At 60.0% G+C, this 13,897-nt stretch carries 11 protein-coding genes; 10 read left to right on the top strand and 1 reads right to left on the bottom strand.

Going from position 1 to position 13,897, the window contains the following annotated elements:
* Positions 1 to 12 precede the first annotated feature (12 nt).
* From D3878_RS17935 to D3878_RS17975, 9 genes are all read left to right on the top strand, one after another.
* Complete coding sequence (locus D3878_RS17935) at positions 13 to 378, top strand: NAD(P) transhydrogenase subunit alpha part 2 (protein ID WP_119786736.1); 366 nt, start codon at positions 13 to 15, stop codon at positions 376 to 378.
* Between the two features lie 2 nt (positions 379 to 380).
* Positions 381 to 1,838: an NAD(P)(+) transhydrogenase (Re/Si-specific) subunit beta gene (locus D3878_RS17940; protein ID WP_119787979.1), complete on the top strand. Its 1,458-nt coding sequence runs from the start codon at positions 381 to 383 to the stop codon at positions 1,836 to 1,838.
* Between the two features lie 250 nt (positions 1,839 to 2,088).
* A complete protein-coding gene (locus D3878_RS17945) occupies positions 2,089 to 3,717 on the top strand; it encodes an electron transfer flavoprotein-ubiquinone oxidoreductase (protein ID WP_119787980.1) in 1,629 nt (542 codons plus the stop codon).
* Positions 3,718 to 3,801: 84 nt separating this feature from the next.
* Positions 3,802 to 4,713 (top strand): acyl-CoA thioesterase, encoded by a 912-nt coding sequence (locus D3878_RS17950; RefSeq protein ID WP_119786737.1) that lies wholly within the window; start codon positions 3,802 to 3,804, stop codon positions 4,711 to 4,713.
* 289 nt (positions 4,714 to 5,002) lie between these two features.
* Positions 5,003 to 8,281: a fused isobutyryl-CoA mutase/GTPase IcmF gene (gene icmF / locus D3878_RS17955; protein ID WP_119786738.1), complete on the top strand. Its 3,279-nt coding sequence runs from the start codon at positions 5,003 to 5,005 to the stop codon at positions 8,279 to 8,281.
* A 21-nt stretch (positions 8,282 to 8,302) separates the two neighbouring features.
* Positions 8,303 to 10,090, top strand: coding sequence for an acyl-CoA dehydrogenase (locus D3878_RS17960; protein WP_119786739.1), 1,788 nt, complete (start codon positions 8,303 to 8,305; stop codon positions 10,088 to 10,090).
* 9 nt (positions 10,091 to 10,099) lie between these two features.
* A complete protein-coding gene (locus D3878_RS17965) occupies positions 10,100 to 10,360 on the top strand; it encodes a hypothetical protein (protein ID WP_119786740.1) in 261 nt (86 codons plus the stop codon).
* A 136-nt stretch (positions 10,361 to 10,496) separates the two neighbouring features.
* Positions 10,497 to 11,069, top strand: a complete 573-nt coding sequence (locus D3878_RS17970; protein WP_119786741.1) for a cob(I)yrinic acid a,c-diamide adenosyltransferase — start codon at positions 10,497 to 10,499, stop codon at positions 11,067 to 11,069.
* 46 nt (positions 11,070 to 11,115) lie between these two features.
* Positions 11,116 to 11,484 (top strand): hypothetical protein, encoded by a 369-nt coding sequence (locus D3878_RS17975; protein ID WP_420799546.1) that lies wholly within the window; start codon positions 11,116 to 11,118, stop codon positions 11,482 to 11,484.
* A 50-nt stretch (positions 11,485 to 11,534) separates the two neighbouring features.
* On the opposite strand, the gene D3878_RS17980 is transcribed toward D3878_RS17975, so the two are convergent.
* Positions 11,535 to 13,124 carry an MFS transporter gene (locus tag D3878_RS17980; RefSeq protein WP_119787981.1) on the bottom strand — a complete coding sequence of 530 codons (1,590 nt, stop codon included), beginning with the start codon at positions 13,122 to 13,124 and terminating at the stop codon, positions 11,535 to 11,537.
* Between the two features lie 272 nt (positions 13,125 to 13,396).
* Between D3878_RS17980 and D3878_RS17985 the strand changes: the two genes are divergently transcribed.
* A complete protein-coding gene (locus D3878_RS17985) occupies positions 13,397 to 13,882 on the top strand; it encodes a tripartite tricarboxylate transporter TctB family protein (protein ID WP_119786743.1) in 486 nt (161 codons plus the stop codon).
* The last annotated feature ends 15 nt before the right edge of the window (positions 13,883 to 13,897 follow it).

Here is a 13,897-nt window from a genome sequence, read left to right on the forward strand (position 1 = left end):
GGAGAGTCCATCATGGAAGTCAGTCACACCCTCATCAACCTCATCATCTTCGTGCTGGCCATCTACGTCGGCTACCACGTGGTCTGGACCGTCACGCCGGCGCTGCATACGCCGCTCATGGCCGTCACCAATGCCATTTCCGCCATCATCATCGTCGGCGCCATGCTGGCGGCGGGTCTGACCGAAGGCCTGGTCGGCCAGGCCATGGGGACGGTGGCCGTGGCCCTGGCGGCCGTCAATGTCTTCGGCGGTTTCCTGGTGACCCAGCGCATGCTGGAAATGTTCCGCAAGAAAGAACCCAGGGCGGCCGCCAAAGCGGCTGGTGCGGCGGACCCGGCCGGCGCCCCTGCGCTGGCCAAGGAAGGGAGCCCAGCATGAACATGGCCTTTGTCAGCATGAACCTGGTGACGCTGTTCTATCTCGTCGCGTCGGTGTGTTTCATCCAGGCCTTGAAAGGCTTGTCGCATCCCGCTTCGGCGCGGCGCGGCAATGCCTTCGGCATGAGCGGCATGGCGATCGCCACCCTGACCACGCTGGCCCTGATCGTCAAGCTGCAGGGCGAAGCCAGCAACGGCAGCCTGGGCTTCGGCCTGGTGCTGGCCGGTGTGATCGTCGGCGGCGGCATTGGCGCGACCCTGGCCAAACGGGTCGAGATGACCAAGATGCCGGAACTCGTCGCCGCCATGCATTCGCTCATTGGTCTTGCCGCAGTGTGCATTGCTGTTGCCGTGGTGGCCGAGCCGTGGGTATTCAACATCACCACGCGCGATGCGCCCATTCCCTTCGGTAACCGCCTGGAACTGTTCATCGGCACCTTCGTCGGCGCGGTGACTTTCTCGGGGTCGGTGATTGCCTTCGGCAAGCTGTCGGGGAAATACAAGTTCCGCCTGTTCCAGGGCGCGCCGGTCAGCTTCAAGGGCCAGCACATCCTCAACCTGGTGCTGGCGCTGGCGATGGTGATCCTGGGCCTGGCGTTCTGCTTCGCCCCGGGCCTGGAGCCGGCCTGGACGCCGTTCCTGATCATGGCGGCGATTGCCTTCGTGCTGGGCGTCTTGATCATCATCCCCATCGGCGGCGCCGACATGCCGGTGGTGGTGTCGATGTTGAACAGCTATTCGGGCTGGGCGGCGGCGGGCATCGGCTTTTCGCTCAACAACGCCATGCTGATCATTGCCGGCTCGCTGGTGGGGTCGAGCGGTGCGATCCTGTCGTACATCATGTGCAAGGCGATGAACCGCTCGTTCTTCAATGTGATCCTGGGCGGCTTTGGCGGCGATGCGGCGGCCGCCAGCACGGGTGGCGCGCAGCAGCAGCGCCCGGTCAAATCCGGCTCGGCCGACGATGCGGCTTTCCTGATGGGCAATGCGGAAACCGTCATCATCGTTCCCGGCTACGGCCTGGCGGTGGCGCGGGCCCAGCATGCCCTGAAGGAATTGACCGAGAAGTTGAGCCACAAGGGCGTGACCGTCAAGTATGCGATCCACCCGGTGGCCGGGCGCATGCCGGGGCACATGAATGTGCTGCTGGCCGAAGCCGAAGTGCCGTACGACCAGGTCTTCGAGATGGAAGACATCAACAGCGAATTCAGCCAGGCCGACGTGGTGCTGGTGCTGGGCGCCAACGACGTGGTCAACCCGGCGGCGAAAGACCCGAAGTCGCCGATTGCCGGCATGCCGATCCTGGAAGCGTTCAAGGCCAAGACGGTGATTGTCAACAAGCGCTCGATGGCGGCGGGCTATGCCGGTCTGGACAATGAACTGTTTTACATGGACAAGACCATGATGGTGTTTGGCGATGCCAAGAAAGTCATCGAAGACATGGTCAAGGCCGTCGAGTAGTCCGGAACCAATGGTGAGGTAGGAAACAGATGTCTCTCATCCCTTCTCCTCGGGATGCTTTGCGGACCACCACAAAGTGGTCCGCCTTTTTATTCGCAGTCTTCTCAGGCGTGAGGCATTTTGCTGGCGACAAGATGTCGATGAACGCTTGAGATGCATGTACTTGCATTGAGCAGGACGCTCGGAAAACATGACCTGATAAGAATTGATCGCTATGAATCTTACAAAGCAATACGGCCCGCGCGAAGCAATGGAATACGACGTGGTCATCGTCGGCGGGGGACCTGCCGGCCTGTCTGCGGCCATCAAACTCAAACAGCTGGCGGCAGAAAAGGGCAATGACATCGCCGTCTGCGTCCTCGAAAAAGGCGGCGAGCTGGGCGCCCACATCCTGTCGGGGGCGATCATGGATCCGCGCGCGCTCACCGAGTTGCTGCCGGACTGGAAAGCGCTGGGCGCGCCGCTGCATACCGAAGTCACGGAAGACCGCATCCTCTTCCTGACCGAGACCAAGGCTTACCGGACGCCCGGCTTCATGGTGCCGGCCTGCTTTGAAAACCACGGCAACTATGTCGTTTCGCTGGGCAACGTCGTGCGCTGGCTGGGCCAGCAGGCAGAAAGCCTGGGCGTGGAAATCTTCCCTGGCTTTCCTGCCGCCGAGCTCCTCTACAACGATGATGGTTCCGTCAAGGGTGTGGCGACAGGCAACATGGGCGTGGACCGCGAAGGCAATCCCACCGAGGCCTTCCAGCTGGGCATGGAATTGCATGCCAAGTACACGCTGTTTGCCGAAGGCGCGCGCGGGCATCTGGGCAAGCAGCTCATGTCGCGCTATGACCTGAACCAGGGCAAGGATCCGCAGTCCTACAGCATCGGCATCAAGGAACTGTGGGAAATCGACCCGGCCAAGCACAAGCCGGGGCTGGTGATCCACAGCACCGGCTGGCCGCTCAAGAACGATACCTATGGCGGGTCGTTTCTGTACCATCTGGAAAACAACCAGGTCGTGGTCGGCTACGTCATTGGCCTGTCGTACGCGAACCCCTACCTGTCGCCGTACGAGGAATTCCAGCGCTACAAGACCCACCCGGCAATCCGCACCTTCTTCGAAGGCGGCAAGCGCCTGTCCTACGGCGCCCGGGCGATTACTGCAGGCGGCCTGCAGTCGCTGCCGAAACTCGTCTTCCCGGGCGGCGCCCTGATCGGCTGCGACGCCGGCTTCCTCAACATGAGCCGCATCAAGGGCAGCCACGCCGCCATCAAGACCGGCATGCTGGCCGCCGAAGCCGCCTTTGCCGCGCTGGGCGAGCAGCGCCAGCATGACGAACTAAGCGCCTACCCGGTGGCGTTCGAGCGTTCGTGGCTGCATGAAGAATTGCATGTGGCGCGCAACGTCAAGCCCTGGCTGTCCAAGGGCCTGGTCCTGGGTTCCATCATGACCGGCATCGACCAGATGGTTTTCCGCGGCAAGGCGCCGTGGACCCTGCGCCGCGACTACGCCGACCACGAATGCCTGAAACCCGCAGCCGCTTGCCAGCCGATCGCCTATCCCAGGCCGGACGGCAAGCTGACCTTCGACCGCCTGTCGTCGGTGTTCATTTCCAACACCAACCATGCGGAAGAGCAGCCGGTCCACCTGACGCTCAGGAACGATGCGGTGCCGGTCGGCGTGAATCTGTCCACCTATGCGGGGCCGGAGCAGCGCTACTGCCCCGCCGGGGTGTATGAATTCGTCAAGACCGATGCCGGCGAAGACCGCTTGCAGATCAATGCGCAGAACTGCGTGCACTGCAAGACCTGCGATATCAAGGACCCGACCCAGAATATCGTCTGGGTCACGCCCGAAGGCGGCGGCGGGCCGAATTATCCCAACATGTAGAGCACGGATTCCTTCCTGTTTTTGGTTCTTGTAGTTAGTCCAGTATGGGAATTCGTCAAATCGATGCATTAAAAGAGGGATGTCATGCAATTGAACGAAGCTGGCCAGGAAATACTGCAATGGGACGGGATCAATGTCACCGCCTTGCTTGCTATCGAGCGCGACCCGCAGGCGGACGGACAGGTGTTGTTCCGCAGTCACTGCAATGAGGGTAACCGTAACGGCCGCGTTTTCGGCGGCCAGTTGCTGGGCCAGGCTCTGCGGGCCGCACAGGCTACTGTAGCAGCGGACCGGTCGCCAACGCTCCTGCAGGTGCTGTTCGCGCAAGGAGCGCTGGCAGATGCGCCGATCGAGTACCAAGTGAGGACACTACAGGAGGGCAAGCGCTTTTCCAGTCGACAGGTTGAGGCGCGCCAGGGCGAGCGCATGCTGATCAGTGCACACGTGACGTTCCAGTTGCCAGTGGACGGTCCGGAACACTCGCTTGCGTCGCACCGGCCAGTGCCGCCGCCGGAGCAATTAAAACCCATGTCTGCATTGACTGGCATGCCGGATCTGGCCGGCGGGGACTGGGGGTGGCTCCAGAAACCTTGTCTGGAAATACGGCTGGTCGATCCCGAGCGTCATCTGGCAGTGTGCAACACAACGCCTCATGCATCCTACTGGGTGAAGCTGCGCGAGCCGCTCGGTGATGATCCTGCCGTACATGCAGCTGCACTGGCCTATCTGAGCGATTACTGGACCAATACCGCGGCGATGACGCATCATGTTCCTTTAAAGGATGTCATTGAAACGATGTATGTGGCCAGCCTGAATCATTCTCTGTGGCTGCATCGCGCCTGCCGCGTCGACGACTGGCTGCTGTTTTCCACCGAAAGTTCCAGCGCGCAGAACGAACGCGCACTGACCAATGCGCGCATCTATGACCGCAAAGGTGTGCTGGTCGCATCGACCTCGCAGGAGTGCCTGTTTGCGGCGCGTTCCCCGAAAGCTTGAGGTCACGCGACAACTACGTTGACAAACACCGAGCGATGACTCAGCGATGACGGCGTCCTGCGCGGGAGAAATCATGTCGTTTGTATAACAAAAACTCTGCCAATATTCCTGCATTTCCCGGCGTCAAGCCCTATGACAAATCCTTGCAGCAAATTTGACGCTTTTGAGCATGGATTGCAGATAGCCGGGTTTCTATACTCTGTACATAACTATGTCTGTAAACAGCGAGCGTCGTTTAAATGGCGATAACGATGATCTCTGATTTTGAATTTTCACGAAGGAATATTCCATGACCGACCTTTCCGTAGCCAAGAAGCTCAACGAATACAAGCCCGCCAACAAGGTGCGTTTCGTTACCGCGGCTTCACTGTTTGACGGACACGACGCGTCGATCAACATCATGCGCCGCATCCTGATGGCCAATGGCGTGGAAGTAATCCATCTCGCCCACAACCGTTCGGTCGACGAGATCGTCAACACTGCCTTGCAGGAAGATGTCCAGGGGATTGCGATTTCCAGCTACCAGGGCGGCCATGTCGAGTACTTCAAATACATGATCGACTTGCTCAAGGAGCGGGGCGGCGCTCATATCAAGGTGTTCGGCGGTGGTGGTGGCGTGATCGTGCCGGAAGAAATCGCCGACCTGCATGCCTACGGCGTGGCGCGCATTTTCAGTCCGGAAGATGGTCAGCGCATGGGCTTGGTCGGCATGATCCTGGCGATGATCCAGGCTTGCGACGTCGACCTGTCGCCGTTTGCGCCAACCACGCTCGAAGCTTTGACGGGGGGCGAGATCGCGTCCCGGCATCGCCCGCTGGCACAACTGATCACCGCCCTGGAAAACGACCGGGTTTCCGCCGGACTCAGAACCAGCGTGCATCAAGCCGCCGAGTCGCTGCATATCCCTGTGCTGGGCATCACCGGCACCGGCGGCGCCGGCAAATCGTCGCTGACCGATGAATTGATCCGCCGCATCCGCCTCGATCAGGGCGACGCGCTCAATATCGCAATCATTTCCATTGATCCCTCGCGTCGCAAATCCGGTGGCGCCTTGCTGGGCGACCGTATCCGCATGAATGCGATCGATCCGTGGCGCAACGGCGTCAAGGTCTTCATGCGTTCGCTGGCCACGCGTGAGGCCGGCTCCGAAATTTCCCAGGCACTGCCGGATGTCATTGCCGCCTGCAAGGTGGCGGGTTTTGACCTGGTGATCGTCGAAACCTCCGGCATCGGCCAGGGTGACGCGGCGATCGTGCAGCACGTCGACGCCAGCATGTATGTGATGACGCCGGAATTCGGCGCCGCTTCGCAGCTGGAAAAGATCGACATGCTCGACTTTGCCGATTTCATTGCCATCAACAAGTTCGACCGCAAGGGTTCGCAAGATGCCCTGCGCGACGTCGCCAAGCAATATCAGCGCAATCGCGAATTGTGGAGCAAGTCGCCGGAAGAAATGCCCGTATACGGCACCCAGGCATCGCGGTTCAATGACGATGGCGTGACCTCGCTGTACCAGGGTTTGCTGCCGAAACTGGCCGAACTGGGCTTGAAAGTGCAAGCTGGAAAACTGGCGCCAGCCGGCGTGCGTTTTTCGTCTGGCAAGAATGCCATCGTGCCGCCGGCGCGCAGCCGCTACCTGGCGGAAATCGCGGATACCGTGCGCGGCTATCACAAGTTCACCGCCAAGAATGTGAAGCTGGCACGGGAACGGCAGCAGTTGCAGGAATCGAAAAGAATGCTGGCCGCTGCCGGCAAGATCGTCGATATCGACGATCTGATCACCGAGCGCGATCACAAGCTCGATGCCGGCGCCAAAAATTTGCTCGCCAGCTGGCCCGAGCTGCAGGCCGCTTATGCAGGCGACGAATTCGTGGTCAAGATCCGCGACAAGGAAATCCGCTCGCAGCTGACCATCAGCAGCCTGTCCGGCACCAAGATCCGCAAGGTGGCGCTGCCACGCTATGAAGACCATGGCGAAATCCTGCGCTGGTTGATGCTGGACAATGTCCCGGGCTCCTTTCCTTATACGGCCGGCGTATTCCCGTTCAAGCGCGAAGGCGAAGACCCGACCCGCATGTTCGCCGGCGAGGGCGATGCATTCCGTACCAATCGCCGCTTCAAGCTGGTGTCCGAGGGCATGGATGCCAAGCGTCTGTCGACCGCATTCGACTCCGTCACGCTGTACGGCGCCGATCCGGCGCTGCGTCCGGACATCTATGGCAAGATCGGCAATTCCGGCGTGTCGATCGCCACGCTCGACGACATGAAGGTGCTGTACGACGGCTTCGACCTGTGCCAGCCGACCACCTCGGTGTCGATGACGATCAACGGCCCGGCGCCGACCATCCTGGCGATGTTCATGAACACCGCCATCGACCAGCAAATCGACAAGTTCCGCAGCGATAACAAGCGTGAACCGAACGCCGAGGAAGTCGCCAAGATCCGTGCATGGGTATTGCAGAACGTGCGCGGCACCGTGCAAGCCGACATCCTGAAGGAAGACCAGGGGCAGAATACCTGCATCTTCTCGACCGAATTCTCGCTGAAGGTGATGGGCGATATCCAGGAATTTTTCGTGCAAAACCAGGTGCGCAATTTTTACTCGGTATCCATCTCCGGCTATCACATCGCCGAAGCCGGCGCCAACCCGATTTCGCAGCTGGCCTTCACGTTGTCGAACGGCTTTACGTTTGTTGAAGCCTATCTGGCGCGCGGCATGCACATCGACGATTTTGCACCGAATCTGTCGTTCTTCTTCTCCAATGGCATGGACCCGGAATACACGGTCATGGGCCGGGTCGCACGCCGGATCTGGGCTGTGGCGATGCGCGAAAAATACGGCGCCAACGAGCGCGCGCAGAAACTGAAATATCACATCCAGACCTCCGGCCGCTCGCTGCATGCGCAGGAAATCGACTTCAACGATATCCGCACCACGCTGCAAGCCCTGATCGCGATTTACGATAACTGCAATTCGCTGCATACCAATGCCTACGACGAGGCGATTACCACCCCGACCGATGAATCGGTGCGTCGCGCGCTGGCGATCCAGTTGATCATCAATCGCGAATGGGGCCTGGCAAAGAATGAAAATCCGAACCAGGGCAGCTTCATCATCGAGGAACTGACCGATCTGGTGGAAGAAGCGGTCTTGCAGGAATTCGAGCGCATCGCCGAGCGTGGCGGTGTATTGGGTGCGATGGAAACCGGTTATCAGCGCGGCCGGATCCAGGAAGAGTCCATGCTGTACGAGCACAAGAAGCATGATGGCACCCTGCCGATCATCGGGGTGAATACTTTCCGCAATCCGAAGGGGCAGGAAGCGCAGCAAACGCTGGAGCTGGCCCGTTCCACTGACGAAGAGAAGCAATCGCAACTGACTCGCCTGGCAGATTTCCATACTCGTAACGCGGCACAGGCGCAGGCCATGCTTGCGGATCTGCAGCAGGCTGTGATCAACGATGAAAACGTCTTCGCAAAATTGATGGATGCGGTGCGCGTCTGTTCGCTGGGACAGATTACCGATGCACTGTTTGCGGTGGGTGGCCAGTACCGCCGCAGCATGTAATTTTCTTGATACGGAATCAATATGAGTCAATACCAAGCACCCTTGAAGGATATCAGTTTCCTGTTGAAGCACGTTTTCAACTTCGAGCAGCATGCACAGCGTTGCGGGCTCGAGCTGGATGGCGACACTGCGCTTGCCATCGCCGCAGAGGCTGGAAAGTTTGCCAAGGAAAAAATCGACCCGATCAACCGCAAGGGCGATACCCAGGGCGCCCGCTGGAATGACAGCAAGGTGGTGACTGCCGACGGCTTCAAGGATGTCTATCAAGCATTTTGCGACGGCGGCTGGAGCGCCTTGCGCTTTCCCGAGCAATACGACGGCCAGGGATTGTGCTCGGTGGTATCCACAGTCGTCGATGAAATGTGGCATGCGGCCAGCTTTAGCTTCGCCCTGTGCCCGATGCTCACCAACGGCGCCGTCGAAGCCTTGCTGACGGCCGGCAGCGATGCGCTGAAACAGACCTATCTGAAAAAAATGGTCAGCGGCGAATGGACTGGCACCATGAACCTGACCGAGCCCGGCGCAGGGTCGGACCTGGCGGCGGTGCAGACCAAGGCGGTGCCGCATGCCGACGGCAGCTATCGCATCAGCGGCCAGAAGATTTTCATCACCTACGGCGAACACGATTTCACCGACAACATCATCCATCTGGTGCTGGCGCGTACGCCGGATGCGCCGAAGGGCGTCAAGGGGATTTCGCTGTTCGTGGTGCCGAAATTCCTCGTCAATGCCGACGGCACCCCTGGCGCGCGCAATGATGTGCGTTGCGCATCGATCGAACACAAGCTGGGCATTCACGGCAGCCCGACTGCGGTCATGCTGTTCGGCGAGCAGGATGGCGCCATCGGTTACCTGGTCGGCGAAGAAAACCGCGGTCTGGAATATATGTTCATCATGATGAACGAGGCCCGCTTCGCCGTCGGCCTGCAGGGCCTGTCGATCTCGGACCGCGCCTATCAGCATGCGCTCGCGTTTGCGCAGGAACGGGTGCAGGGCAGGGCGGTCGGCGAAGACGGCAGCCAGGGCAAGACCATCATCCGTCATCCCGATGTGCGCCGCATGCTGTTGTCGATGAAATCCCGGATCGATGCCATGCGCGCGCTGGCGATCTATGTATCCACCCAAAAGGATCTGGCGCATAGTTCTTCTGTTCCGGAGCTTGCAAAAAACGCTGCCCAGGCGCGCGTCGAATTGCTGATCCCGGTGATCAAGGGCTGGTTCACCGAAACAGCGCAACGCATCACCTACGATGCGGTGCAAGTGTTTGGCGGCATGGGCTTTGTCGAAGAAACCGGTGCAGCCCAGTACTATCGCGACGCCCGCATCATTACCATTTATGAGGGTACGACAGCCATCCAGGCCAACGATATCGTTGGCCGCAAGACCCTGCGCGATGAAGGCACTGCCGCACTGTCGCTGATCGATGAGATCGCCCTGACTGTCGCCAGTCTGAAGAAGTCGGGAAATACGGCCGATGACGTTGTTGCCAACCGCCTGGAGCAAGCCTGTGCTGCGTTGCGCGAATCGATTTCATGGATTCTGGCGAATGGCAAGGCGAATCCGCGCTCGGTGTATGCGGGCTCGGTACTGTATCTGGAGCTGTGGGGCGTGGTCTGCGGTGGCTGGATGCATGCGCTGCGGCTGCTCGCTGCGCATGAAGCCGGCGTGGCGCCGGACGATCTGGCGGAAAAGCGCGCATCGGCGCAATTTTATGCAGAGCATGTACTTACCGGCGCTGGGGTGCTCGCTTCCACCATTTTGCATGGCGGCGACAGCGCACTCAATTTCCCGGATACGCACTGGTTGTAAGGGCGAGCGATGGCACGTCTGCACATACGCCAGTTAAAGCGCGAAGCGTATTCGCGCAATGATTCCGATGCCATGCTGGCGCTGTTGAACCGCTCGGTTCGCTTCGGTCACAAGCGTCTTGCGCTCATGCGTTGCATTCAGGCAGAACAGATGGGCCTGGCCGTGTTGCCCGATATTCTGTCTTATTGCCGCGAAATTGCCGACCAGATGCCGGGCGAGGTCCTCGCGAAGCTGATTCATCAGGCTGGCACGCAGCGCGCGCAAAAATAGCGCACGCTGAACTGTTTCTCCGCCACTCGTTGCGCGGGACGCCATGTCCCTTCAAAGCAGCAGAGCGGCTTTCTCCTGGATGGAATCAATTGTTTCCATCCAGGTTTTTTTTTGAAAAATCTGACCAGGAAAAATCATGGGAAATCGACTGACTAAAATCTATACAAAAACCGGCGATGACGGCACCACCGGACTGGGCGACGGTTCGCGTACCGAGAAGGATAGCCTGCGCGTCGCCGCCATGGGCGAGGTCGATCATTTGAATGCATTCGTCGGATCGATCCTTTGCCAGCCGGATGTGCCGGATCATATCCGCACACACCTGGCAGACGTTCAGCATGAGCTGTTCGATCTTGGCGCGGAACTGTGCATTCCCGGCAGCACGCGCATTTCGGAGGAGCATGTCGTGCGCCTGGAGAACCAGCTGGATGCCATCAACGAACATCTCGGCCGCCTCCAGGACTTTATCCTGCCCGGCGGGACTGTCGCAGCAGCGCAGGCGCACCTCGCGCGTACTGCCTGCCGCAACGCCGAGCGCGCCGTGCTTGCACTTTCCCGGCAGGATGCGTCCATCAATGCGCCGCTGCGTCGTTACCTGAACCGGCTCTCCGACTTTCTGTTCGTCGTTGCGCGCGAACTCAATCGCAGCGCCGGCACCTCCGACGTGCTCTGGATTCAGCGGAAAGCGCAAACGTCCGCCAAAGCCTAGGAAAGAAAAAATCCTGGATCCGCCGCGGAGGCCGATCCAGGATCCGGTGAATCAAGGCGTGGCGCCATTCGAGTTGACCGATGAGTTGTACCTGTTTGAAGTATTTGAAGAGTCGGTCATTCCCTTATTCCGGAGCGACTTCACCTTCACTGCAGAACATTTCTTTTCTGCCAAGCAGGCCTTGGCGGGAAATCTGAATGCCAATGCAGGCTGGCAGCATGCGCCAGGAAGCAATCTGGTCGGCTGGGTAAAACGTTACCGCAACAGTCCGATCGTGTATCTGCAATTCGGCGATGGCCCGGTTACTTACCGCAATCCCTCGTTTCGTAAAATTCTGCAGAATGCAATTTGCTGGGCATGCTCGCCCGAAGTGCTGCGCTGGGCGCGTGAATCGGGCGAGACGGGTAAAGCCTAAGCCTGTCATGAGCCTGCTGTGATTTCCCTAACGCCCGATTGCAAATGGCATCAGCGTCGCGGTGCAGCGCCAAATCCACGGATTGTTTCACCGATATACCGCCTCGTCCGCGGCGGTTCCTCGCCAATATGGAAGGCCAGGCGGCGATTGCGCAGTTCAAGATCGGCGGCGGTGAAGTGTTCCAGGCGGCGCTGGTGCTCGATCCAGTTTTCGTCAAGGAAGTATTCAATATAGCGTCCCGCCTGAGAAATATCGCGGAACAGTCCCCACGACAGGGCACCCTGGCGCAGCCGTGCAAGGCGGGTCTCATGCATCACGGCGTTGAAGGTTCGGGCATTCTCGGGGGCGATCAGGTATTCGATGGCGACCATCACGGGGCCCTCGTTGGGCTCGATATCGATCACCGGGGGCGGGGCGGCGCCGGTCGGTGCGGCCGGGGTGAGATCTTCGTCGACAATCCCCCCCGCACCCTGGCGTTTCGTGAGCAGCAGCATCATTGGGCCCAGCACCGCTGCGGCGATGATGCTCGTCGGTACCGAACTCAGGTGCGCGACGTAGCCCCACAGGGCTGCCCCGGCGGCGCCGCCACCCATCAGGGCCATCTGGTAGATCGACATGCCGCGTGCGCGCACCCAATCCGGTAGCGCCAACTGGGCAGACACGGTCATGGAGTTTGCCGTGCCGATCCACGCCATGCCGGCCACCGCCATCGCCGGCACCGCAAACCATAGATTCGGTGACAGCACCGTCGCGACGGCGGCTACCGCGTGCACGCAGGTGCCCCAGTACACCATGGTGTCGCGCTCGATGTGGCGTCGCAGGCGGGTAAGATTGAGTGCCATGATTAACGCGCCGGTGCCCATCGCCGCGAGCAGTAGCGTGAAGGCGCCTGGACCGCCGTCTTCCATCCGGCGCGCAATCAGCGGCAGGAGCGCCGTCAGTGAAGTTGCCTGTAAAAAGAACAGGAAAGTCCGTACCAGTACGGTGCGCATGCGCGGCGACTGTTTGACGTGCTGAAGCCCTACGCGCATCGCGGCGAAGAAGCGTTCGCCGGGCAGTGCACTGATCTTCGGCTCCGAGCGCCAGCGCAGGATCAGCACGAAGGCAATCACCGACAGCGCGGCGTTGAGCAGGAAGACATAGGCGCTGCCGGCACCGGCGAGCAGGGCGCCGGCGATGACCGGTCCGATGACGCGGGACATGTTCGCCGCAATGCCATTGAGCGCCAGTGCCGCGGGCAGGTCGTGGCGAGGCACCAGTTCGGGGACAATTGCGGCGAACACCGGCCAGCGCATCGCCATGGTGATGCCGTTGGCAAAGGTGAGCACGAGCAGCAGCGGCGCCGTCAGCGCGTCGGCGAAGGCAAGCGCGGCAAGCAGGATGGCGACGAGACCGGCCCACACCTGCGTCAGCGCGAAATAGCGGCGCCGGTCGACGATGTCCGCCAGCGCACCGCTCGGCAGGCCCAGCAGGAAGACCGGAAGGGTCGAGGCTGCTTGCACCATGGCAACCATGAAAGCATTTTCGGTAAGCGAGGTCATCAGCCACGCAGAGGCGACCTCGTTCATCCACATCGTCATGTTGGCGGCGAGCCATGCCAGCCACAGCATGCGGAAGACAGGCTGGCGCAGCGGGGCCATGGCTGACAGGGCTGCACTCGAATCGTTCGGCAAGCGGATATTCTCCTTCGGCGGGATCGGTTCAGTTCGCAGTGTCAAAAATGTTTACAAGCACAACTTGACGCTCACACCTGCGGCATTGTTATGGGTCAAGTATAACGGCAACTCCGCCGGTAGATGAGGCTTGACACTCTTTTGTTTTGCGAAATACCGGCTTGGTAAAATAAAGAACATCGTTTGCTGCCGAGGTATTACGATCCGTTCAGAGCTTAAATATAAACTGAGGAGACAAAGTGTTAATCAGTAATCAAAAAGACTTTTTCGCCGGACTGATGTTCACCGTGGTCGGCGGCGCGTTCGCGCTGGGTGCGCGAGAATACTCAATAGGCACTTCCGCAAGCATGGGCCCTGGCTACTTCCCGCTGATGCTGGGCATCCTGCTGGCGGCTCTGGGCATAGCGTTGGCGCTGCAGTCGTTCGGCGAGCCGGACGAGGATGAAAAGGTTGGCGCCATCGCCTGGCAGCCTCTGTTCTTCATCACCATTGCCAATCTTGCATTCGGCATCCTGCTCGGCGGCCTGCCCTTGATCGGGCTGCCGTCCATGGGCCTGGTATTGGCCATCATCGCGCTGGTGCTGCTCGCTTCGCTCGCGGGCGAGGAGTTCAAGCTGCGCGAGGCACTCGTACTCGCAGGCGTGCTGGCATTGGGCAGCTGGCTGGTGTTTATCAAATTAATCAATCTGCCGATCCAGCTGTGGCCGGCCTTCTTCACCGCTTGAAAGGACGCGCACCAT

The organism is Noviherbaspirillum sedimenti, assembly GCF_003590835.1.
GTDB classification, from domain to species: domain Bacteria; phylum Pseudomonadota; class Gammaproteobacteria; order Burkholderiales; family Burkholderiaceae_D; genus Paucimonas; species Paucimonas sedimenti.